The following is a 24,659-nucleotide window of genomic DNA, read 5'->3' as shown; positions in this document are numbered from 1 at the left end:
CTTATTGTGAAGCCGCGTCTGCCAGGCGCGGTTTTGCAACTTTATGTACAGAATTAAGGGGGAATATTCATGACCAGAGAACATATCCCATCTGCTCAGGCTGCCACATGGAGCGGTATTGCCGGTAATATGGGACTTGCGGTGATCAAAGCGGGAGTCGGTTATATGGCAAACAGCAAATCATTGCTCGCTGACGGCTTGTATTCTGCTTCTGAAGCTGGTTCTGCCCTGGCTGGTCTCTTTCCCTCCAAGTCTGTACGCGATAAGAGGAAGGCTCGCAGGGGACGGTTTAAAGAACATTCAAGTGTTGCTAGACCCGGAATCTCAGTATTGTTATCTGTGCTGATTCTCATGGGTGGATTACAGCTTGCCATCTCCGCATTGGGTAGTCTCTCCGGAAGTGAACCGGAAGCACCCGGCAAGTCGGTACTTTTGGTGGCTGTTGCAGCTTTGGCTGTGAAAGAAGCGATTTTTCAATTTCAGTACAGATATTTCCGTAAACGGAACCAGTCTCAGGCGCTGGCCTATGCACAGCAACATCGCCGTGCACTCTATTGTTCGCTCACCGTGTTAATCGGCATTATAGGATCGATGGCTGGTGAAGAGACGGGTTTGAGCATGCTGCTCTACCTGGACCCCACGGCTGCGTTGATTGCTTCCTGTTTTGTGCTTCACAAGGGTTACCGAATGATTGTGGACACGGTATATGGTTCACTCGTTCAGGAACTGGAGCAGGAAGAAGCGTCAGATTTCAAAGAGACCGTACAGCGGGTATATGGCATCATTACCATTGAGCATTTGGTTGCACGTGAACAGGAACATGACGTTACGATTGAGCTGGTCATTAGTGTGAACCCGAGAATCTCAATACTGGAAGCACAGGAGATTGCTAATCGGGCCAAGACTCTACTGTTAACCCGATTTAGTCATGTGAAAGAAGTACAGATTCAAGCGATACCTTATGATCCAGGCTATCCCTATAAATCCAATCATGAACTGCCCGATCACGAAGCGACATTAATTCAGTAGTGAAGCGCGGGTCCAGTAGATCAGGAAAGGAGCGTTATCATTGCTTTATTCGCAATACCGGTGGAATACACCGAATATCGATTTGGAGGCGGCTGCGGGACTCTCGCAGGCGCTTTCCGTTTCACCCCTTGTTGGACGTTTGCTTGTGAGTCGAGGAGTGCACAATGAGAAGGAGGCCGAACGTTTTTTGCATCCTGACCTGAATCAGATGCATGATCCCTATCTGCTCCTCGGCATGAATGAAGCTGTGCCACGTATCAAGCTGGCATTGGAGCGGGAAGAACATATCTTGATCTACGGGGATTATGACGCTGATGGCGTATCCAGCACATCGCTCATGATCCATTTGATGCGTCATCTTGGGGCTTCGTACGATATATATATCCCTCATCGCTCGAATGAAGGGTATGGATTGCACAACCATGCGTTGGATTGGGCCCATCAACAAGGCGTTTCATTGATTATTACCGTGGACACCGGAATCAGTGCTGTTGAACAGATTGCCTATGCGGCAACGCTGGGCATCGAAGTCATTGTGACAGATCACCACGAGCCGCCTGAAATTTTGCCCGAAGCCTTTACACTTATTAATCCAAAAATTCCGGGATGCCCGTATCCTTTTAAAGGTTTGGCAGGAGCGGGAGTAGCCTTGAAGCTCGCTCAGGCATTAATCGGGGAAGTGCCCGGTGAATGGATGGAGATTGCCGCCATCGGCACCGTTGCCGATCTGATGCCTTTGGAAGGGGAGAACCGGGTTATTGTCAGTTATGGAATAGAATCGATGCGTGGTTCACGTCTTCCTGGTGTAAGTGCATTGCTGGAAATCAGTGGTGTGGATCAGAGTCAGGTGACTTCGATTAATATTGCCTTTGCCATGGCACCTCGTATTAATGCCAGTGGACGTTTGGATCATGCCGGAAGAGCGGTATCGCTTCTCACCACCGAGAATCTGGATGAAGCTCATACGCTTGCGGGCCAGCTTGATCTATTGAATCGGGAGCGGCAGCAAGTCGTAGAGGGCATATTACAAGAAGCAACGGCACAGTTGGAACAAAAGATACAGCTTCGTTCAGGATCCGTTCCAGATGTAATCGTATTGGCTGGTGAGGGCTGGAACGTTGGAGTGGTTGGTATTGTGGCTTCCAAATTGCTTGAGCGTTATTACCGACCTACACTTATCCTTGGGATCGATCCAGAGAGCGGTGTCTGCAAGGGCTCTGCGCGCTCCATTGAGGGCTTGGATATCTATCAGGCACTCACAGTCAATAAACACACTATGGACCATTACGGGGGACACCCTGCTGCAGCAGGTATGACCTTGCATCGGGAACAGCTGGAAGACCTTGAGGCTGGTTTGAATGAGTTTGCTGCATCTGTATTAACTGAAGAGGACTTTGTACCTCAACGTCTTGCGGATGATGAATGCAGAATCAGTGATGTTCCGCTGAAAGTGATCCAGGAGATCGACAGATTGCAGCCTTTTGGAATGAGCAATCCTTCGCCACGGTTTGTATTGAGAAGTGTGACTGTGAAGGAAACCAGAACGATGGGACGAGAGAAACGCCATCTGAAACTGGTTCTGGAACAGGATGGTCAGCAACTGGAAACCGTCGCTTTTGGCAAGGGAGCGTTAGCAGAGTTTCTTCTCCCAGGTTCCGTTATTGATGTGATGGGAGAACTGTCCATCAATGAATGGAATGGGATGAGAAAACCTCAATTGATGCTTCAGGACATTCATGTTCCTCAGGTCCAAGTGTTTGATTTGCGCGGTAATGCCGAGCCATTAAATGCGATGAAGCATTTCTTGAGCTCACTTGAGGTGCATCTGCGATATAAATCTGGTTCTGTTGGTGCTATTGTTCGGAAAGAAACAGATGTTTCCGAGGGAAATTCATTGTATGAACCTTGCCTTTGGGTATATGATAGAAAGGTCGGGTTATTTCCGTGTAATGCTGCTGCACAGCATTATGGACAGGAACAAGTCCGGACGTTATTTGTGTTTGATACGCCGGAAACCCCGGAACAACTTAATGCCATGCTGGCTTTGTTCAGTGGAGCTGAGAATATCATCCTTCTGCACGGATCAGGCAACCGCCGAGATCGCCTTCAGATGCCTTCCAGAGAACTCTTTAAGCGTATTTATATGCAGGTGTTGAAATGGAAAGCTGAACCCGTGGAGGAACAAGAGATTACTCCTGTGCTCAGTCGTCAGTGTGGTTGTTCGCCGCGCATGATTACGATGATGTTGGATGTATTCGAAGAGTTATCCTTCATTACCCGTGATAACGGCAAAATTGCGTTTGTGGATAACCCGCCTAAGCGTGAACTAACCGCTTCACGTCACTATCAGGCGCTCGAAAACATGGCCGAGATAGAACAGGTGATGCTGGATGCAGCCACACCGCAACTGACACAATGGATGATATCCCGGATGAAGGGCGTATCTTAGATGGAAGTTTGTGTATTTATTTTAGGAGGAGATTATTTTGGATTTTAAAGATTATATTCGTGTCATCCCTGACTTTCCACAACCGGGAATCAGCTTTAAGGACATTACAACATTGTTGAAGGATGGAGAAATGTACCGCAATGCGATCAATGAACTGAAAGTGATGGTTTCTGATCTCAAAATTGACGTTATTGCTGGACCTGAAGCACGTGGTTTCGTTGTGGGCGCCCCTCTGGCATACGCTCTTGGTGTCGGTTTTGCTCCGATTCGCAAAAGTGGAAAACTGCCTGGAGAGACGATTGAAGTTGGTTATGATCTCGAGTATGGCAAGGATACACTCGCGATGCACACAGATGCGATTGAAAAAGGTCAAAATGTCCTGATCGCAGATGATCTGCTCGCAACGGGTGGAACGATTGCAACTTCCATCAACTTGATTGAACAATTGGGTGGGAAAGTTGTTGGAGCTGCCTTCCTGATTGAGCTGTCTGATCTGAATGGTCGTGCCAAATTGCCAGAAATCGATGTATTCACATTGATGAATTATTAAGCTGAAATCTCCACATGTACCCTGTGATGAAACATGAATTGTTTTTTCCGTTTCCCGGGAAATAATATACAGCATTAATGATTATCAAAAAGCCTGTTCTTCCAACCGTAAGGTTAGGGAGAACAGGCTTTTTGATGTGTATACGATGGAAGTTAATCGGGCGTTTTTTCAGTGATAGGCTGTTTACGCGAATCATCATTCAACCAACCCAGCACTTCAAACAGTTTGAACAACAAGCTCATCAGGATTCCGACGATGGTTGCCAAGGCCATCCCTTTCAGATGAACGCCGTAGAAGGTAACTTCTGTACCACTCAGTCCGATGACCAATACAAGTGTAGTAAGCAGCAGATTGGTCGGTTTGGCAAAATCGACTTTCTGTTCAACCAGAATACGCAGACCAGATGCTGCAATAACCCCGAACAGAAGCAGGGATACGCCACCCATAACTGGCACAGGAATATTGGCTACAAGCGCCGAGAATGTTCCTGAGAAGGAGAGTACTATTGCAATGACTGCTGCGCCACCAATGACATATGTGGAGTATACGCGAGTCAGGGCCATTACACCGATGTTCTCACCATAGGTTGTATTGGGAGTTGATCCTACAAACCCCGACAGAATGGTGGAGACCCCATTACCAAGCAGGGAACGATGAAGCCCAGGGTCTTTCGAAAGATCTTTGCCTACAATGCTGCTCGTTACAAGCAAATGTCCAATATGTTCAACGATAACCACAAGCGCTACAGGTAAAATGGTGAAAATAACGGACCAGTCAAATGTAGGCGTTGTTACGGTTGGTAGTGAGATGAAATCAGCGTTTCCAATAGCCTGTTTATCAACCAGACCCATAGAATAGCCAAGGATGTAACCGACTACAATACCGATTAGAATATGAATGATTTTGGGGAATCCACGGAACGTTACAGCCCCAATGACAGTGATACCAAGCGTGGCCATGGATAAAATGATTGGTTTGGCTTGAGGTGCCCAGTTGGGATATTTAAGGATATCGGGATTAATCAGACCTGCCATACCGGCAGCCACGGGTACAAGCTCCAGTCCGATCAGAGCAACGATGGCGCCCATAACCGCTGGTGGGAAGACTACGTTAATCCATCCGGTACCCGCAAATTTAATAATGAGGGCCACGAAACAGAAAACAAGTCCTGTTATGATAAAAGCTCCAAGTGCCATGGAGTAGCCATTCTCAGGATGTTGTTTTAATACCATTGTAACAGGAGCAATAAAGGCAAAGCTGGACCCGAGATATGCAGGGATCTTTCCTTTACACATCAGTATGTACAACAGTGTTCCAATTCCGTTCATCAGCAGGATCATACTTGGATCAACACCGAACAGGTTGGGTACAAGTACGGTACTGCCAAACATGGCGAACAAATGCTGAAGGCTAAGCAGTGAACCTGAGCCAAGTGGCATCTTTTGATTAACCTGAATTTCGCGTTGCAATGAATTTCATCTCCTTTTCCGAAACACAAACTTTCAATAGATTACAGAGTTTCTCTTAATTAATCAATAACATTTTTGACGTAACAGAGCGATAGAATTAATATTTTCATGAATTTTCCTTCTATTTCAGCAAATAACGGCAATAATACATAAGAAATAAGAAATACATCCAATCCCCTGTGAGTCATAGGGAAACGGGATAGAAGTAATTCAGATCACCAATATAAAAATTGGATAAGCGCTCTTATTCGTCAGCAGTTGACGGGAAACGGGCGAAGCGTCATAATTATAGGAAATTACTTTTACGGGGAACCTGTGTTGCAGCACTGTCACGGGTTCCATTTGGTATAGAAAGGACACGGAACAGATCAGAATGGGCATAGAGCAATTACTCGAGAAGGCCGGGGCATATATCAAAGAACCCGATCTGGTGCGCATACGAGAAGCTTACGAATTTGCTGATCAGGCCCACCATGGACAGACGCGAAAATCGGGAGAACCGTATATTCTGCATCCGCTTGCGGTTGCCGACATTGTTGTGAACATGCAGATGGACACCATCTCCATAATAGCAGCGCTTCTTCATGATGTAGTAGAGGATACTACGGTCTCACTTGAAGAGATCCGCAATCATTTCGGCAATACGTGTGCCATGCTTGTTGACGGCTTGACGAAGCTGGAACGTATTCAGTTTCGCTCCAAGGAAGAACAGCAGAACGAGAACTACCGCAAAATGTTCATCGCCATGGCGCAGGACATCCGTGTCATCGTGATTAAATTGGCTGACCGTCTGCATAATATGCGGACACTCAAGTTTCAGTCGGAAGAAAGCCAGCGCCGGATTTCATATGAGACGCTGGAAATTTTCTGTCCGATTGCAAACCGTTTGGGTATCTCTGCAATCAAATGGGAAATGGAGGACATCGCCCTCCGTTATTTGAATCCGCAGCAGTATTACCGAATTGCTAACCTAATGCACAAAAAACGTGCGGAACGGGAGCAATATATTGATACGGTTATGGATGGAATTACGAACAAGCTCGATGAGATGGGAATTCAGGCAGACCTTTCGGGCCGCCCGAAACATATCTACAGCGTGTTCAAGAAAATGACCACCAAAAACAAGCAGTTTAACGAAATTTATGATCTGCTTGCCATTCGTATTATTGTGGATAATATCAAGGATTGTTATGCTACCTTGGGAATTATACACACGCTATGGAAACCGATGCCTGGACGCTTCAAAGACTACATTGCGATGCCAAAGGCGAATATGTATCAATCGTTGCATACAACGGTAGTTGGTCCCAATGGCGAACCAACAGAAGTACAGATCCGGACATGGGATATGCACCGGACTGCTGAATTTGGTATTGCTGCCCACTGGGCCTACAAAGAAGGCGCTGCGAACGGAAATCATTTTGAAGACAAGATTACGTTCTTCCGTGAAATTCTTGAACTTCAAAACGAAGCACAGGATGCATCAGAATTCGTAGAGTCACTCAAAATGGATTTCTTCTCGGATCTGGTATTTGTATTTACACCAAAAGGAGAAGTCATCGAATTGCCAATCGGCTCTGTTCCTTTGGATTTTGCTTATCGAATCCATACGGAGGTTGGTAATCGGACCATTGGTGCCAAAGTAAACGGTCGGATTGTTCCGCTCGATTATCATCTGAAGACAGGTGATATCATCGAAATTTTGACGTCCAAACATTCTTACGGACCGAGCCAGGACTGGATGAAAATTGCGAAATCTTCTCATGCACGAGCGAAGATCAAGCAATGGTTCAAGAAGGAACGCCGTGAAGAAAACGTTGAAAAAGGTCGGGAGAGCTGTGAGCGCGAACTGAAGCGTATGGGGCTTGACCCTTCTGCGTGGATGACGGATGACAAGTTGATGGAAGCTGCCAAAAAATATGCGTTTAACGATATTGATGACATGCTTGCGGCTGTTGGATTCGGTGGGATTACTGCTGCACAGATTGTAACCAAAGCAACCGAAAAACTGCGTAAAGAGCAGGAAGAGTCCAGTTTGCTGGAATTAAATTCCGAGATGCGCGAGCTGAAACCTGCGCCTGAGCGCAGAAATCGTCCAACCAACGGTATTCGTGTTAAAGGCATCGATAATCTGCTTGTTCGATTCGCACGATGCTGTAATCCTGTACCTGGGGATGACATTATCGGATATGTTACACGTGGACGCGGCGTTTCCGTACACCGTAGTGACTGTCCGAATATCCCGACAAGTGCAGACGGTGAAGAAGCAGCACGTGTTATTGAGGTCGAGTGGGAAGAGAATATCGAAGCAAGTTACAGTGTGGATATTGAGATTACAGGCCATGATCGGAATGGCTTGCTCAACGAGGTACTTCAGGCTGTATCTGAAAGTAAAACCAATATATCTGCCGTTACAGGACGGACAGATAAAAATAAATTAGCATTGGTGCACGTCACAATTCTGATTCGTAATACGGATCATCTGCAATCCGTTGTAGAACGGATCAAACGTGTGAAAGATGTCTATTCGGTGCATCGGATTATGCAGTAAGGAGCCTGTAAGATGAGGGTGCTTGTACAACGCTGTAAAGAGGCTCAGGTGACCGTGGGAAACGAGCTGGCAGGTAAGATCGAATCCGGATTAATGCTGCTCGTAGGCATTACTCATGAGGACAACGAGAAGGATGCCCAGTATCTGGCTGACAAAGTTAGTGGGTTGCGGATATTTGAGGATGATCAGGAGAAGATGAATCTCAGTCTGCTTGATGTAGGCGGTGCTGTATTGTCTGTTTCCCAGTTCACCCTGTACGGAGATTGTCGCAAAGGAAAGCGTCCGAGCTTTGCGGCTGCGGCCCGACCTGAAGCGGCAGAACTGTTATATGAAACGTTTAATCAACTGCTACGGGATAAAGGTATCCAGGTTGAAACCGGTCGTTTCGGAGCGATGATGGATGTAACATTTACCAACTGGGGACCCGTGACTTTGATGCTTGAAAGTCCGGTTCGTCAGGAACCACGTGCATAATTCCATGGTTTTCAGGCCATAATAAGGGATAATTCGTTGATGACCATTTCATGATCAAAGGAGTATCTATCCAATTATGCGCCAATCTGCGAAAGAAACACGTACCCGTACAGAACCTTTGTTACTCCCTGGTAACCTGTATGAATCATTGCACCTTGCCCGTTCGGCTGCTGAGTATGTTGCAACGATCTGGGCACTTCAGGATTCGGACAAAGGGAAGCAGAGTCATCTTCCGCGATCTTGAATGTCTACACAGGGATATAAACATCCGATATTTGGATTATACAGATTTTGAAAAAGTCCTGATTCCTTCCCGAATCAGGACTTTTTGTCGTGAGTTGATCTTTTTAACTATTCGTTTGAAGACTTCGTTACAAAATGAAATTACATTGAATTGTTATAAATTGCTCTGGTGAGGGTAATAACAAAACGAGGCACAACGAAGTGCCAATGTACTGCAAGACCCGATTTTATAAAGAAAGTTCGAACACGGAAAGGAGAACATACGTTATGAGTAAAGTTGCTTTTTTATTGGCGAATGACTTTGAAGATTCGGAGATGCAGGTCCCGTATGACGAAGTAAAAAAAGCTGGACATGAAGTGGAGATTATCGGATTAAAAGCCGGTGAGACCCTTAAAGGTAAAGGAGGAAAGGCCTCCTATACCACAGATAAGGCGATTGGTGATGCATCCGCTTCAGATTATGATGCAGTCGTGATTCCTGGTGGATCATCCCCTGAGAATTTGCGAAGTGATGCCCATATCTTGAAGTTTGTCACCGAGATCAACAGTGCGAAGAAACCAATTGCTGCGATCTGTCATGGTCCGCAAATTTTGGCTAGTGCCGGTCTGTTGAAAGGCCGTACCATTACATCCTATCCACCACTTAAGGATGATATGGTAAACGCAGGAGCAGAGTTCAAGGATCATGAGGCCGTTGTGGATGGAAACTATATTACATCCCGAACGCCTGAAGATGAGCCAGCGTTTGTACGTGAACTGCTAAAAGTTATATAACTTCAGCCAGTACAACTGACATACATTGATGTAACTTAACTACGTTACATCGTGGGGTTACCAAACTTCACGTTGCATTTCATTCCGAAAAAGGAGGGTTTGACATGACAAAACATATTCAGGCGTATTTTCGAACCGAGGACGAGGCAGAGGGAGCAAGAACTTCACTTCAGACGTTCCGTACAGAGCATTTGGAAGTAGGTCAACTGGACAGTGCGGTAGGTAGAGACACGCGTGTTATGGTGCCACTGGTGCCTTATAATACAGCAGGTGGCGTAGGCACCAACGGAGCAATGGGTGTAGGTGCAGCCCCTGGTGTTCCGGCCAGCGAAAATGTGATCCCTGTGGTAGCCAATGTGGACCGTGATGCAGAACGGGATACTCGTGACAGAGTGAATGAGGATGGAGACCTGCTGAATGCTGCAGATGTGTCTTCGGCCGATTATGATGATCTGCATTATGTTCTGTCTGCCAAAGTAAGGGATGAGGATTATGACGAGATTGTTCATAAGCTTCGTTCCAACCATGCCTATGTGGAAGATTTGAATTAACGTGTAGATACTTCTTGGCCCTTGCACTGCTCGACCACACAGTCGAGTGATGTGCAAGGGCTTTTTGATCATGAGGATATTAAAAAACTAATTTATAAAGCGCTATCATTTTTGTAATATTACTGTAATATTAGATACATAAGCCTTTAACATAGTGGGCTTATAATAACACACATGACCCCCTTTTTTTATATATCCTTTGAGCCTGCACACCGTGTGCAGGCTATTTTTTTTGAGCTGAGAATGTGTATGTTTTGGGTAGAGCTTACCCCTTTATTCAATTTTTGCTAGAATAGAGAGATGGGTTTATATATTCTACAGCGAATTGTTTTCATAGTTGGGCTACATTGGACGGTAAATCTAGCTCCAGCGATTGGGTTCAGGCGAATCCAATCCTATGACAGAGAGTATGAGGAATTCATCGCCAGAGTGATCCGTCATATTCCAGATGAACATATACTCGCTGAAACGGCCCCGCCTTTTTTATATAAGTACGGGGCAGCGGTTTCTGCTTGATCGATGGAATTTGAAAGTTATATAGAATGCCTCGTTTGAGAAATGACACCTACAATGCTAAAGCAACAGAGTTCTCATGCGAATGGCTAGAGACAGATTTAAGGGGGAATTAGTTTTGAGTAAGATTGGAAGAAATGATTTATGCCCATGCGGTAGTGGGAAAAAATATAAGAAATGTTGTCTGAACAAGGAGTCCTCTGCAGTAGAATCCATACTGGGGATAATATCAACGGAGAAACCGGTCCGGGAAGCCTCCATTCAGCCTGAGAGCAAACTGACCTTGACCAAGCTGAAAAAGATGGTGGCAAGCGATTTGAGATGGGAGCACCCGGCTCACGAACAGCTAGCCCTGCAGACTATTGAGAACATGAGCAACCAATATGAGCCAGAGGTAATTTTGGAAGCTCTAGTGTTATGGAACGGCTACTCCCGTCAGACCCGCCCTACTGTGAAGAAGACAGGCTCGTTCTCTGCTGCAATTGAGTTTTTGCTGTCCGAGGAATACGGCTTCAATGTCACAAAGGCTGAGCTGGCTGATAAATATGAGGTAACGACAGGCACGATCTCCCGGAAGGTTAAGGAGATGAATAGTTACATCGAAGAATACGGCATGGGCGGTGAAACGGACGAGCTATTGATGCTGAACGGTCCAGGCACATCGAGAGACAAAGCACAGGCTCTGCTGTCTAAGGCGAGGGAAGCGAGCTCTTCCAAACGGAGAGTACATCTGGCGGAAACAGCGATTGAGATGTATCCTGACAGCTCTGATGCGTATCTTATTCTAGCTGAGGAATCGGACAATGAGAATGATGCACGATCTTACCTCAAGGAAGGAATCGCTGCTGGCAAACGTGAACTGGGCGAACTGTTCTTTGTGGAGAATAAAGGGGACTTCTGGGGGCTTCATGAGACTCGTCCCTATATCCGGATATGCAAAAGCTATGCCGAATCCTGCTGGTTTGGCGGAGATACGAAAGAAGCAGCACAGATCTTGGAGCATATGCTAGAGCTTAATACGGAAGACAATACCGGAGCACGTTACCTGCTCGCTGCTGTTTATTTGTACAGCAACCAATTGGAACAGGCAGAGCAATTGCTGGAGGAGTATGGAAGAGGTGACGCCGCAGCGGCCTTTGCCTATGACAAGATTATTCTGGAGTATAAGAAAAACGGAATCACCTCCCAGCTCAAAATGCTGTACCGTGTGGCCCGGGGTGTGAACAAACATGTGCCTGATTACCTGTTGGGTTTGAAACGGCTGCCGCATAACCTCCCTGACTTTGTCGGAATGGGCGACTCCGACGAAGCGATTGAATATGTCATTATGCATTCCCGTTTATGGGCGAGCGCGCCGGATCTGTTGAAGTGGATGCTGCAACAATAGAGAAATAAGAAGCGAATAGAAGTTGGAATTCATATGATGAATCCAGCTTCTACTAGCCATATTTTCTGTGGACTCCACATACCATGCTGCGTGTGAGTAAAATTTTTTAGAGCTATCTTTTCGTGTTAACCCTTGACTTTAGCACTGCGGTTCATTACAATCAGAAAATAATACGTTGACTGTAGTCAATACAAGTCGATTTTTGAACTATATTACTGATTTGATGACGGGACCAAGTACTCCGTGCCCACATGACCAGAGAGGAATCCCAAGGCTGTAAGGATTCTCTTGATGAGCGGACGAATGACTTCCCCGAGAACAGACGGCGAACACAGCAGAGATGATCTGTTGACCAGTAGCCGGCCTGCGCAGGACGTGCGTTACACGTAGAGCGGAATATCTGCTTGATCACAGTGCCCTAGGCAATGTTGGATCACCAGAGATCACCTGAACGGCTAAAGTGTCAGGTTTCCGGAATGTGGGTGGTACCACGGGTGAATGTATATTACACAATCTCTCGTCCCTTTGTTTGCTGTATATACAGCGACAGGGCGAGGGATTTTTTTGTTATATAAGTTGATTTAAAAGAAATACACGAAAACGGAGAGGGCAGAAAAAACCTGTAAAAGCGAAGCGTTCGCCTAAAAGCTTTCTGAAAGAAAGCTACATCGGAAGCATATGCTATCACCGGATTTCCACATTGTAAAATTAATTCAAAAAATCTGGGGATAACAGCGATTGTAAGGTTGTTCTGCCCGTGCAGTGATCACGTGTAGAATTTTTAACTTTTAGAGAAAAAAATCAATGCTGGAGGGATCAAGATGGCTTTTCAAAAACCGACTGGAACGCAGGACTTACTGCCTGGAGTTGTCGAGAAATGGCAGTACGTAGAAGAAAAAGCACGAGATCTGTGTCGACGGTTTAATTACCGTGAGATTCGTACACCGATCTTCGAACAGACTTCTTTATTTGTACGCGGTGTAGGAGAGACTACCGATATCGTTGAGAAAGAAATGTATACCTTTGATGACAAAGGCAATCGCAGCATGACTCTTCGTCCGGAGGGAACAGCGGGTGTTGTCCGTGCGTATGTAGAGAATAAAATCTACGGCGAACCGGATGTGAGCAAGCTCTATTACATCGGTCCGATGTTCCGGTACGAGCGTCCGCAGGCAGGCCGTCAGCGTCAGTTCCACCAGTTTGGTGTAGAAGCCATCGGTGCACTGGACCCGGCAATTGATGCGGAAGTGATCGCACTAGGTTACCAGTTGTGTGTCGAGCTAGGCTTGAAGGATGTCAAAGTGGAGATCAACTCCGTTGGTAACTCAACCAGCCGTGCAGAATATCGTGAGACGTTACTTGGATTCCTTAGACCGATGAAAGACAGCCTGTGCAAGGACTGCCAGTCACGCATGGAGCGTAATCCGCTGCGTGTGCTCGACTGCAAAGTCGACCAGGACAAATTTGTAGGGGCACCGTCCATACTGGATAGCCTGGATGAAGAGTCTTTGAATCACTTTGCCAAGCTGCAGGCATACCTGGATGATTTCGGAGTAGATTATGCTGTGAACAATCGCTTGGTACGGGGCCTGGATTATTACACGCTGACTGCGTTTGAATTAAAGGCCCAAGGGATTGGAGCAATTGACACGGTTGGCGGCGGTGGTCGTTACAATGGTCTGGTTGGAGATATCGGCGGACCTGATCAGCCGGGTATCGGCTTCGGTATTGGTCTGGAGCGTATTCAACTGATTCTGGAGCACCAAAATATTGAGGTCACTACGCTGGCTCCACTGGATGTGTACTTTGTTGCTCTGGGAGAGGCAGCTGATCGTGAAGTGAACCGTCTGTTGTTCAAACTTCGTCAGTCTGGACTGTCTGGGGAACGTGATTATCTGGGTCGCAAGATGAAAGCACAGATGAAATCAGCTGACCGTTTCAAATCCCGCTACACTGCCATCCTTGGTGATGACGAGCTGGAGCGTGGTGAGATCGCCCTCAAATCAATGGATACGGGTGAGCAACAAACCGTGAAACTTGATGACCTGGTAGCGACAATTCGCGAAGGTAAATAAGCACGAAGTGTTACATTAAGATCAAAACTTTCGAGTAAAACAATTGATCCGGCAAAAGTACTGAGGTTCACCGACGATTCCAATTAAGCGGAAGTTGGCGAGCCAGAGGTAACATGCCTTTTCGAATACATGGTCTACACGTAACCGGACTGTTGAAGAGCAGGTACTAACTGCCCACACAGAACGGAAATTCACATAATGAGGAGTTTGGTTATGAAAAGAAGTCATCATTGCGGCGCATTAACACCCGCACACATCGGTGAAACAGTAACATTGAACGGTTGGGTTCAGACCCGCCGCGACTTGGGGGGCGTACTCTTCATCGACCTGCGTGATCGCAGCGGGATTGTACAAGTTGTCTTTAACCCGGCTTACTCCGGTGAAGCTCTGCAAATCGCAGATCGCGTACGTAGCGAGTATGTTATCGCTGTAACGGGTAAAGTCGTTAAACGTGATGCTGAAACAGTTAATAAAAACCTGCCTACTGGCGAAATTGAAGTTCAAATTACAGAAATCGAAGTGCTGAACGCAGCTAAAACACCTCCATTCTTCATTGAAGATGGTGTTGAAGTTGATGAATCCCTTCGTTTGAAATATCGTTACCTGGACCTGCGTCGTCCGGAAATGTTCGAAACATTGAAACTGCGTTCCAAAGCATCCAAAGTGTTCCGTGACTACCTGGATGGAGAAGAGTTCGTTGAAGTGGAAACACCGATCCTGACTAAGAGCTCCCCGGAAGGTGCGCGTGATTATCTCGTACCGAGCCGTGTGCATGAAGGTGAATTCTTCGCCTTGCCACAATCCCCACAAATCTACAAACAGTTGCTGATGGTGGGTGGCGTTGAACGTTATTATCAGATCGCTCGTTGTTTCCGGGATGAGGATCTGCGTGCAGACCGTCAACCAGAATTCACTCAAGTCGACATCGAGACTTCTTTCTTGCAACAGGATGACCTGCTGCCAATGATGGAAGAACTGATGGCCAAATTGCTGCGTGAAACCAAAGGAATTGAGCTGGAACTGCCTTTCCAACGGATTACGTATGCAGATGCAATGGGTAAATACGGTTCAGACAAACCAGATCTGCGCTTTGGTATGGAACTGGTTGAAATGAATGATATCGTAGCAAACAGTGGTGTGAAAGTATTTGCTTCTGTCATCGAAAAAGGTGGAGAAGTCAAAGTGCTGAACGCTAAAGGCTGTGGTACATGGAGCCGTAAAGAGATCGATGATCTCGGACCATTTGCTGCACGTTACGGTGCGAAAGGTCTGGCTTGGATTCAAGTGAAAGACGGCGAGTTCAAAGGGCCAATCGTGAAGTTCTTCACGCCTGAAGAAATCGAAGCTGTCAAAGAACGTACTGGTGCTGAAGATGGCGACTTGTTGCTCTTCTCCGCAGACACTAAAAAAGTGGTTGCTGACGTTCTGGGCGCATTGCGTCTGAAAATCGGCCGTCAACTTGGACTGATCGATGACAGCAAATTCAAATTTGCTTGGGTTGTGGACTTCCCACTCCTCGGATATGATGAAGATGCGAAACGTTATGTGGCAGAACACCATCCCTTCACACGTCCAAAAGACGAAGATGTACATCTGTTCGACACTGATCCGGGTGCAATCCGTGCTCAAGCCTATGACCTTGTTCTCAATGGTTATGAAGTAGGTGGCGGTTCAATGCGTATCTACAAACGTGATGTTCAGGAGAAAATGTTTGCTGCCCTTGGACTCTCTACAGAAGTAGCGAATGAGAAATTCGGCTATCTGTTGGAAGCTTTCGAATATGGAACTCCACCGCATGGTGGTATTGCCTTTGGTCTGGACCGCCTCGTGATGTTGCTGGCGGGCCGCACGAATCTGCGTGAAACGATTGCCTTCCCGAAAACGGCAAGTGCAACGGATCTGCTCATGAATGCACCATCCGAAGTGGATGACTCACAATTGGAACAACTGCATATCCGCGTAGCCCGTAAACCGGTAGCGGAAAAGAAATAAAGGAGGCATCGATTCTCAATGCTCCATCAATTTTCAAGAACAGAACTTGCGATCGGACCTGAAGGTCTGGACACGTTGAAGAATAGTACAGTCGCTGTGCTCGGTATTGGCGGCGTAGGTGGTATTGCTGTAGAAGCTCTTGCCCGTAGCGGCGTTGGGCGTATCATCCTGATTGATAAGGACGTCGTGGACATCACCAATATTAACCGCCAGATTCATGCTCTGACTACGACAGTGGGGCAGAAAAAAGCGGATCTGATGGTGGAACGTGTGAAACTGATCAATCCGGAATGTGATGCAATTGCCCTAAATATGTTTTACACGGAAGAAACATATGAGGAATTGTTCAAATATGATCTGGATTATGTGCTGGATGCATCCGACACGATTATCTACAAAATCCATCTCATTAAAGAGTGCCTGAAACGTAAAATTCCGATGATTTCGAGTATGGGTGCGGCGAATAAAATGGACCCGACGAAATTCCAGGTTGCAGATATTTCGAAAACGACCATGGACCCGATTGCCCGTGTTGTGCGTACGACACTTCGTAAAGACGGCATCAAAAAAGGTGTGAAAGTGGTCTTCTCGACTGAAAAGCCGATGAAACCGCGTGAGGACGTAACACAAAAAATCGTTCCCGAGAATGCTCCGGAAATTCGCAAGGCTAAACAGCCACCTGCGAGTAATTCATTTGTGCCTCCGGTAGCTGGACTGATCATGGTCAGTGTTGCGATTAAGGATTTGTTAGAGATTGCAGAGAACGAGCAGCAGTAACTTGCTGCCAACTGAAGAAGCGTGGATGCTGATAAGGCATCTGCGCTTTTTTGTATGATCATACTTCGCAAGAGAGGGGCTGATGGGACGTCAATCGTCTATGATAGCCGAACTGTGTTCTAGATAAATGTCAGAGTTACGTCATGTACTTCAAAGTCAAAACCGTGTATGATATTCACTGCTGCGCGAAATGATGATACATACATAATGAATTTGCGGCTACAGAGAGGGGAATAGAACGAAATGAAACACGGATGGATGACCAGACGTCTTGGCATGGAGCCAGGAGACCAGTGGAAGAAGGAAGTTGTGGCGGGAGCCATTTCCTATTTTGCCGTGGTCTATATCGTTATGGTCAATGCTACAATTCTTTCCGATGCCGGGATGCCTTTGCAGGCAGCTATGGTTGGAACACTGCTGACGTCCATTGCAGGATGTTTGCTCATGGCATTTGGCGGAAAATCACCGATTATCGTAGTACCCGGAATGGGGATTAATGCATTTTTCACGTATACACTTGTACATTCCATGAAATTAAGCTGGCAAGAAGCGCTGGCCGTTGTAACCGTTACAGGTGTACTGTTTGCCATTGTTGCGTTTACGTCACTATACAAAATGATCAGCGAAGCAATCCCGAAAAATCTACAGCATGGCATTACGGTCGGGATTGGTTTGTTTCTGACATTTATCGGTTTGCAAAAAAGTGGAATCGTTATCGCACATCAGACCACGTTTGTTGCGATTGGGCATTTCAATGATCCCAATGTCATTACAGCCTGCGTTACGCTGGTGCTTGCCTTGATTTTATTTATACGTAACGTACAGGGTGGACTTCTGATCAGTATTCTGGTCGGGACAGGCCTTGCCTATGTACTTGGTGCAGTGGACCCGGGTGAGTCCGTATCAGCTATGGATGCGCTGCGTCAATACGGTGGGTTGTTTGGCGAATTGTCTTTGATGAAACTGGCTGATGTTGCGTTCTGGATCGCGGTATTTTTGCTACTGCTCATTGTGGTGTTCGAAAATATCGGATTAATTACGGCTCAGACACAGATGATTGGTCGTCCAGAGCGGTTCAAAGGTAGTCTGCGTGCTCTATCCATTAGCACCGTGCTGGCAGGTATATTCGGAAGTAGTCCTCCGGTTGCTGCAGCCGAGACTACAGCCGGAATTGCGGCAGGCGGTCGCACAGGTTTAACTCCGCTCGTTACAGCCGTGTTATTCGGAGCTACTTTTTTCTTCATCCCGCTACTCGGTTACATTCCTGACAGTGCAATTGCTCCCATTTTGATCATTATTGGTGGCCTGATGGTGCAAGGTGTGAAAGATATGGATTTTGGTGACTTTACAGAGGCGTTCCCGGCATTTCTGATCATGGTCATGATTCCATTTACATATAGCATCGTAGACGGTATGGCGTTTGGATTTATTGCCTATCCATTAGCGAAGCTGGCAGCAGGTCAAGGTAAACAGGTACCTGTGGTCATGTATGGAATTTCCATCCTCTTTTTAGCCAACTTTGTGTTGCATGGAGTTTTGTAATAACAAAAGGCAACGTCATGTAAGTTCATACGTATGATCTCTGGTGAGCAGATGGAGAACGGGAGGAACGGGAATGGAAGAGCAGCAACAAGCAGGGCAGAATGAACCGAAGGTAGGAAAAAAGGGATTTAAGGATTTCGTCAAGCTTATCGCTTCCACGAACCCGCCAAAACTGATCCTGATTCTGGCCCTCATCTTAACCCTGATTCAAACTACAGCGGGACTGATCGTGCCATTGATGACCAAAGGTCTGATTGATGGACTTACCACTTCGGCATTGAACAAATCTGTAATTTTATTTTTGCTGGGGGCATTTGTGATTCAGGCGATTGCCTCGGGTATTAGCATTTATATGTTAAATTACGCCGGACAACGCGTGGTCGCAACACTTCGCACCAAGCTGTGGAACAAGGTATTGTCGCTGCGAATGCCGTATTTTGATCGCAATCGGACAGGCGATACGATGAGCCGGATTACGAATGATACAAGCCAGATCATGACGTTGATCGCAGATTATCTGGTTTCCTTTGTGTCCAACATCGTCGCTGTTGTGGGTGGCGTGGCATTACTATTTTACTTGGATTGGGTGATGTCGCTCATTATTCTGAGTCTGGTGCCACTTACGCTGTTGATTCTGTTGCCGGTCGGGAAGAAAATGTACAAGATCTCCAAGAAGCAGCAGGATGAGATGGCAGGTCTTACGTCCGTGCTCAGTCAGGTTATTGGCGAGATCCGCTTGGTGAAAGCTTACGGAACGGAGAAACAGGAAGTGGAAGCAGGAGATTCCCGGATTCGTAAAATGTTTGCTTTTGGCTTGCAGGAAGCGCGCATTCTTGCTCTGATCGGTCCTTTGTTTACATTTGTCATGACTGCCGTACTGGTCGTTATTCTGGGTGTGGGGGGAATGCGCGTAGCGTCTGGACTTTTGTCGCCTGGTGAACTGGTTGCGTTCATTTTACTGTTGTTCCAGGTCATTATGCCAATGGGACAATTCACGACCTTATACTCCCGTTTGCAAAAAGTCGTCGGTGCAACGGAGCGCATACAAGCGATCCTTGCCGATGAGGAAGAGCCACATGACAGCACCAAGGTAGCTCCAAAAGGAAATGAGACGATTGCATTCCATGATGTACATTTTTCCTATGTTACAGGTGAGGAAGTGTTGCACGGAATCAATTTGATGGTACCTACACAAAAAGTGACAGCCATTGTCGGTCCAAGCGGTAGCGGCAAATCAACACTGTTCTCTTTGATGGAGCAGTTTTATATGCCCGATTCAGGCCATATTTCATATGGGGGACAAGCCATAACAGATTATTCTTTGGCCTCCTGGCGCAGCAAGATTGGGTATGTATCTCAGGAAAGTCCACTTATGGCGGGTACGATCAAAGACAACATCACGTACGGATTAGGTCGTGAGGCCACGATGGATGAGATCCGACGAGCTGCTGAGATGGCCTATTCTGCCGACTTTATCGACAAGCTGCCACAGGGCTATGACACGGAAGTGGGCGAGAGGGGAATCAAGTTATCCGGGGGCCAACGTCAGCGGATTGCTATTGCTCGTGCCTTACTGCGCAGTCCGGATATTCTTATGTTGGATGAAGCGACATCCAGTCTGGACAGTACCTCAGAGTATGAAGTACAACAGGCTTTGTCCAACCTGATGGAAGGAAGAACTACGATCGTGATCGCGCACCGATTGTCCACAGTGGTGGATTCCGATCAGATTGTTGTATTGGAGCATGGACATGTTACCGGAACAGGAACGCATACGGAATTAATTAGCAATCATCCGGTATACCGTGAGTTAGCTCAAAAACAGTTTGTGGCACAGGAAGGCAATGCAACTACAGTACAAAACGAAGAGTAATTCTCATTAATGCAGGGTCTCCGTAATACCCATGAGGTATTTCAACGGAGATCCTTTTTCTTTTTCTAAAATTCCTCATATTGACAGTAAGACCAACATACTCTATATTATAGATACCGACCGTTGGTATGTATAAGGAGGAACTTATGGCCAGAAATAAATACCCTGAGCAGACACTGGACCTGATTCTGGCAGTCTCAACTCAAATGTTTACTGAAAAGGGATATGAAAAGACCAGTATTCAAGACATTATAGATGAATTAGGTATGTCCAAAGGTGCAATATATCATCATTTCAAGTCCAAGGAGGATATCCTTAGTGCAGTGATGGAGAAGGAGCTCGGGCGGGCAGAAGACATGTTTATGGAACTCATCCAGAACACGCATGCTCCGAATGCCAGACAGAAGCTCATCAGTATTTTGGAAAATATTATCGTTGATCCTGGAATCCAGTCTAACTCAATTGATCAAGTTCTAAGCACTCAGATCAAGAATCCGCAGTTTGTTCTTGGAGGGATCAGAAAAGGTGTTCTGAAGGATGCACGAATTATTTCCAATATTATGGAACAAGGCAAGGAAGATGGGTCCATTTCAGTCGAATATCCGCTGGAGTGTGCTGAAATCTTCATGCTGCTCGTCAACATCTGGATCAACCCTCTTCTATTTGGCAGAGATCAGGAGCAGACATTGGAAAGGCTTAAGTTTTTGCAACACATGATGAAGCTCTTGGGAGCAGATATCGTTAGCGAACAGCTCATTCAGCGAATTACGAATCGCCATGCCAGCACAGGAGGTTATGCGGAGGCGGAATAAACATATACCTGGTTGTTTGAAATGGAGAGGGAAAAGATGTTGAAAAGTAGTGAGCTTTCCATATGCATGAGCATAGACATTGATCAACCCATTCATGATATACAGTTAAATTGGTTGTCAGGAGATATCAGAGTTCTTCCGAGTGTGGATGAACTTATCCACGTCATACAATTTGCGGATGCGTGGTTTTCCAAGCGAAGGCTGATGCAAGTTAACATACGAGGGGATGCCTTAAGCATTGTGGACGGGAGAAAAAGGAGAGGCCTCGTTGGAATAAATATTGCTAGAACAGCATTGGAGATTCAGCTTCCTGATCGTATTTTTGATCGTATTTTACTAAACTCCACAGGAGGACAACTCCGGTTGAATCGGCTTCTGGCCACTCGCTGTCAATGTAAGATCACCTCAGGTAGTGTAGACCTATCAGGGAGGATGGATGAGCTTGAACTGTGCGCATTGGCATCGATAGTGAAAGGGCAGCACCTTAGTGCAGATAAATTCAATCTTCAATCCAGTTCAGCCAAGATCGACATATCAGGGGAATTCCGTCACTTGCAGTATACAACTACAGGCAGAGGATTGAATATGGATTGTCTCAAGATGCCGGAGAGCTTGCATTCCGTATCCACAGGATCAAAAGTAGTGGTTTCCATTCCAGATAACGAAGGTTTCCGAATTTTACTTAAAAGAAGATCAGGAGCGTTAAAAAGCGAATTTGATTTAACTCCCCTTCATGGGGACAGCAACTGTCTAATACACAAAAGTGGAAAAAGTGAATTCCAAGTGGATATTCGAGGAGGAGCTTTTCATCTAAAATCCAGGAAATGAGAGACTGTTCGTGTGTACTGAAAACAAAGGGGGGCGGTAGGTATAATGGCTGGTTGGATTGTAGGGATTAGTTTTTCCACCATCGTACTGCTAATCGGGATTTACGGCGCATTAAACAGCAGGCGCAGGCTGGCCAGAAACAAGTGGGCCTGGTGGTTTATTCTGTTTGGTTGTTGTGCGCTTGTCAGTGCCATCATTAATTATCAATTCAGATGAGCCTCATATATTATAAAAGTAAGCCTACAAAAACGGATGTGGCTTTCAATTGCCCTATGTGATATAGTAAGTATCCTTTTGTATTGCCAGATCTAGGCGATGCAGAGCAAAACATATTCTTAGGAGGTAACTGAAACATGTCAGACAGCTTTCAAAGTGCCTATCAAGAAGAAGAGTACAGGTTAGAGCGAACGATGGAGGAAGTGGATAGTCAGCTGGAACGACTGCAGAACATTCCGGTATACACCGGCCACGACTTCACAGAACAAGTGCTGGAAGCTGGACGCGAAGAGCGCCGCACCGCCTTGTCCAAGAGCGCGCAGCAACCCTATTTCGGACGCTTGGATTTCGAAGAACAGGGCAGTGGTGCACGGAAACCGCTGTATATTGGCAAAATTGGCGTAGACCGCGAAGAGGTGGGAGAGCATCCGCTCGTCATCGACTGGCGTGCTCCTGTCGCAAGCCTGTTTTACTCATTTACGGGAGGGGAAGCCTCCGCTACGTATGAAGCCCCGGAAGGGCTTATTGAAGGTCTCGTATATCTGAAACGAAACGTTGTCATTCGGCAGCGGATATTGGAACGTGTGGCGGATACATATAACCGTGACAGCGACCAGCCAGCGGTATCTGATGAATTCCTCGTTTATCGTCTGGGAGAGAACAAGGATAACAAACTGCGTGATATCGTATCTACGATTCAAGCGGAGCAGGATCTGATTATTCGTGCGGCGAGAAACACTGCATTGATCATTCAGGGTGTAGCTGGATCCGGGAAAACGACGGTTGCCCTGCATCGGCTTGCCTTTTTGCTATATCAGTACAAGGAGCAGGTATCTGCAGAGAAAATGGTTATTTTTGCGCCCAACCACATGTTTCTGGATTACATCTCGGATGTGCTTCCGGAACTTGGAGTAGGGGACATTCAACAGCGGACATTCCCGGATTGGGCGATGAACCTGCTGGGGCTGGAAATGCCTTTGGCGAATACGTCGGATACATTGAACACCTGGTTCGAAACTCCAGATGCGCGGCCTGAATTAAATGATGATGTACCTGGACGTTACAAAGGATCCATCCGTTTCATGGAGCTTATTCGAGAGTGGCTCTCGGGCATGGAAGCGGATTCCGTACCGGATATGGACTTCAGTCCATGGGATGGTAAGGTGCTCAGCAAGACGGAGATCGAGAACTGGTTCGGTGAGGAATATAAGCATTATCCACTAGCCAAACGCAAAGAACGGGTCATGGCGCGGGTTCACCGCTGGATTGAGATGGAACTTAAGAAACCGATGCCAGAAGCTGTGCGCAAAGAACGCAAGAAAAAAGCGTCTACTCGTGAGAAAGCTTATGCCAAAAAATGGCCTCAATACGAGCCGCTTACGTTATATAAACAGTTGTTCAAAGCTGCAAAGGGTGGTTCTGTGCCAGCTTCGCTCAGCGGGCTTATCCCCAAAGGCGTAATGAAACAAACGGCAGCAGATCTGAAACAGGATATCGTCCGTGAAGAGGATCTGCCTGCATTGGTATACATTCATACATTGGTCCATGATATCGAGGGTTCGGAGCGGTTTGATCATGTCGTGATCGATGAAGCGCAGGACTTTTCACCATTTCATGTGGCGTTATTGGATCAGTTCGTCAAAGGGCATTCCTTCACCATACTGGGTGACTTGTCCCAAGGGATTCATGAGTACCGTGGTGTTCATGCGTGGGAAGAGATGAGTTCTCTATTTCCTGAGGAACAGAATGCATACTTTGCATTGACCCGAAGTTATCGTTCAACGATGGAAATTATCGACTATGCAAACACGATTCTGGAACGTGGCGTCAAGAGCGGAATTACGGCGATTCCTGTTTTCCGTAGTGGTGATCCGGTTCGGACTTTGGCTTATGGAGGGGAAGGGCGGACGGCTAGTCTGGAACAGGCTTTGAAGCTGTTAACGGTCAAAGACTACCGAACGGTCTCCATCCTGACCCGTACACTGCATGAAGCAGAGGAACTTCATCGTGAACTTCAGGACGCAGGCTGGGATCTAAACCTGATCGATGGTGGCAAAAAGCAGTACACGGGTGGACACTCCGTTTTACCGGTCTACTTGTCCAAAGGGTTGGAGTTTGATGCCGTTATTGTGGCAGACGTAGACCAGAAGCATTATTTGCCAAATGCAGGTGATGCAAAGCTGTTGTACGTTGGTTGTACACGGGCCTTGCACGAGTTGTGGTTGTTCCATGACGGTGTACTGCCGATCTATGCGGCTGCAACACATAATCCCGATGGCGAACCCGTAACCATTCAGGGTTGGCCAGAGCTTGGTTAGATAGAGTTTACTTATACAACAAAAGGCATGACGTTCATGGGAAAGTCCCATAAGCGCATGCCTTTTTTGCTTTTGTGCCAAAAAGTTTAATGGTTTTGAAAAATAACATGTATGTAAGAGGGATGGATGAATACGAAAAATCAGTTAATTATGTAATTCACAGTTAATATTGAAAAATCACATGGAATAATTATAGTCTAGATGGTAAAATTTTGTTATGAAAAATTACTTGGGAG

General features: G+C 46.4%; 19 protein-coding genes. 18 read left to right on the top strand and 1 reads right to left on the bottom strand.

The features are described 5' to 3' along the window. Positions 1 to 69: 69 nt before the first annotated feature. The 3 genes from C161_RS28780 to C161_RS28770 are packed head-to-tail and all read left to right on the top strand — an operon-like array spanning position 70 to position 4,028. Positions 70 to 1,029, top strand: coding sequence for a cation diffusion facilitator family transporter (locus C161_RS28780; protein WP_036674553.1), 960 nt, complete (start codon positions 70 to 72; stop codon positions 1,027 to 1,029). Between the two features lie 40 nt (positions 1,030 to 1,069). Next, the gene (gene recJ / locus C161_RS28775; RefSeq protein WP_036674551.1) at positions 1,070 to 3,478 is read left to right on the top strand and encodes a single-stranded-DNA-specific exonuclease RecJ; all 2,409 of its coding nucleotides are present in this window, start codon (positions 1,070 to 1,072) and stop codon (positions 3,476 to 3,478) included. 37 nt (positions 3,479 to 3,515) lie between these two features. Then, positions 3,516 to 4,028 carry an adenine phosphoribosyltransferase gene (locus C161_RS28770; protein ID WP_017686780.1) on the top strand — a complete coding sequence of 171 codons (513 nt, stop codon included), beginning with the start codon at positions 3,516 to 3,518 and terminating at the stop codon, positions 4,026 to 4,028. A gap of 152 nt (positions 4,029 to 4,180) precedes the next feature. Here the strand turns inward: C161_RS28770 and uraA are convergent, their stop codons facing one another. Continuing rightward, entirely contained in the window at positions 4,181 to 5,497 is a 1,317-nt protein-coding gene (gene uraA / locus C161_RS28765; RefSeq protein WP_036674549.1) for a uracil permease, read from the bottom strand. Positions 5,498 to 5,870: 373 nt separating this feature from the next. Between uraA and C161_RS28760 the strand changes: the two genes are divergently transcribed. The 15 genes from C161_RS28760 (at position 5,871) to C161_RS28700 (ending at position 24,423) form a co-directional block, all read left to right on the top strand. Beyond that, positions 5,871 to 8,048, top strand: a complete 2,178-nt coding sequence (locus C161_RS28760; RefSeq protein WP_036616894.1) for a RelA/SpoT family protein — start codon at positions 5,871 to 5,873, stop codon at positions 8,046 to 8,048. A gap of 12 nt (positions 8,049 to 8,060) precedes the next feature. Further along, positions 8,061 to 8,522: a D-aminoacyl-tRNA deacylase gene (dtd, locus tag C161_RS28755; protein WP_036674547.1), complete on the top strand. Its 462-nt coding sequence runs from the start codon at positions 8,061 to 8,063 to the stop codon at positions 8,520 to 8,522. Between the two features lie 76 nt (positions 8,523 to 8,598). Continuing rightward, positions 8,599 to 8,766 carry a hypothetical protein gene (locus C161_RS32540; RefSeq protein ID WP_156946186.1) on the top strand — a complete coding sequence of 56 codons (168 nt, stop codon included), beginning with the start codon at positions 8,599 to 8,601 and terminating at the stop codon, positions 8,764 to 8,766. Positions 8,767 to 9,032: 266 nt separating this feature from the next. Continuing rightward, positions 9,033 to 9,539: a type 1 glutamine amidotransferase domain-containing protein gene (locus tag C161_RS28750; RefSeq protein WP_036616900.1), complete on the top strand. Its 507-nt coding sequence runs from the start codon at positions 9,033 to 9,035 to the stop codon at positions 9,537 to 9,539. A gap of 104 nt (positions 9,540 to 9,643) precedes the next feature. After that, the gene (locus C161_RS28745; protein WP_036616903.1) at positions 9,644 to 10,090 is read left to right on the top strand and encodes a hypothetical protein; all 447 of its coding nucleotides are present in this window, start codon (positions 9,644 to 9,646) and stop codon (positions 10,088 to 10,090) included. Positions 10,091 to 10,721: 631 nt separating this feature from the next. Continuing rightward, positions 10,722 to 11,990 carry an SEC-C metal-binding domain-containing protein gene (locus tag C161_RS28740; RefSeq protein ID WP_036674545.1) on the top strand — a complete coding sequence of 423 codons (1,269 nt, stop codon included), beginning with the start codon at positions 10,722 to 10,724 and terminating at the stop codon, positions 11,988 to 11,990. An 821-nt stretch (positions 11,991 to 12,811) separates the two neighbouring features. After that, positions 12,812 to 14,065, top strand: coding sequence for a histidine--tRNA ligase (hisS, locus tag C161_RS28735; RefSeq protein ID WP_036674544.1), 1,254 nt, complete (start codon positions 12,812 to 12,814; stop codon positions 14,063 to 14,065). 213 nt (positions 14,066 to 14,278) lie between these two features. Beyond that, entirely contained in the window at positions 14,279 to 16,057 is a 1,779-nt protein-coding gene (aspS, locus tag C161_RS28730) for an aspartate--tRNA ligase (protein ID WP_036616911.1), read from the top strand. Positions 16,058 to 16,075: 18 nt separating this feature from the next. Then, positions 16,076 to 16,834, top strand: coding sequence for a tRNA threonylcarbamoyladenosine dehydratase (locus C161_RS28725; RefSeq protein WP_036616913.1), 759 nt, complete (start codon positions 16,076 to 16,078; stop codon positions 16,832 to 16,834). A 243-nt stretch (positions 16,835 to 17,077) separates the two neighbouring features. Continuing rightward, positions 17,078 to 18,376 carry an NCS2 family permease gene (locus tag C161_RS28720; protein ID WP_036674542.1) on the top strand — a complete coding sequence of 433 codons (1,299 nt, stop codon included), beginning with the start codon at positions 17,078 to 17,080 and terminating at the stop codon, positions 18,374 to 18,376. Positions 18,377 to 18,449: 73 nt separating this feature from the next. After that, positions 18,450 to 20,249, top strand: a complete 1,800-nt coding sequence (locus tag C161_RS28715) for an ABC transporter ATP-binding protein (protein WP_036674540.1) — start codon at positions 18,450 to 18,452, stop codon at positions 20,247 to 20,249. 146 nt (positions 20,250 to 20,395) lie between these two features. Further along, positions 20,396 to 21,061 carry a TetR/AcrR family transcriptional regulator gene (locus tag C161_RS28710; RefSeq protein WP_036616921.1) on the top strand — a complete coding sequence of 222 codons (666 nt, stop codon included), beginning with the start codon at positions 20,396 to 20,398 and terminating at the stop codon, positions 21,059 to 21,061. 21 nt (positions 21,062 to 21,082) lie between these two features. Further along, positions 21,083 to 21,889 (top strand): DUF4097 family beta strand repeat-containing protein, encoded by an 807-nt coding sequence (locus C161_RS28705; RefSeq protein WP_156946185.1) that lies wholly within the window; start codon positions 21,083 to 21,085, stop codon positions 21,887 to 21,889. Positions 21,890 to 21,934: 45 nt separating this feature from the next. After that, on the top strand, positions 21,935 to 22,105 hold the full coding sequence (locus tag C161_RS32845; protein ID WP_164783408.1) for a hypothetical protein: 171 nt from the start codon (positions 21,935 to 21,937) through the stop codon (positions 22,103 to 22,105). A 137-nt stretch (positions 22,106 to 22,242) separates the two neighbouring features. Further along, positions 22,243 to 24,423 carry a HelD family protein gene (locus C161_RS28700; protein ID WP_036616927.1) on the top strand — a complete coding sequence of 727 codons (2,181 nt, stop codon included), beginning with the start codon at positions 22,243 to 22,245 and terminating at the stop codon, positions 24,421 to 24,423. The last annotated feature ends 236 nt before the right edge of the window (positions 24,424 to 24,659 follow it).

It is taken from the genome of Paenibacillus sp. FSL R5-192, from assembly GCF_000517845.1.
Lineage (GTDB): Bacteria > Bacillota > Bacilli > Paenibacillales > Paenibacillaceae > Paenibacillus > Paenibacillus amylolyticus.
This window is presented reverse-complemented; position numbering and strand designations above follow the sequence as displayed.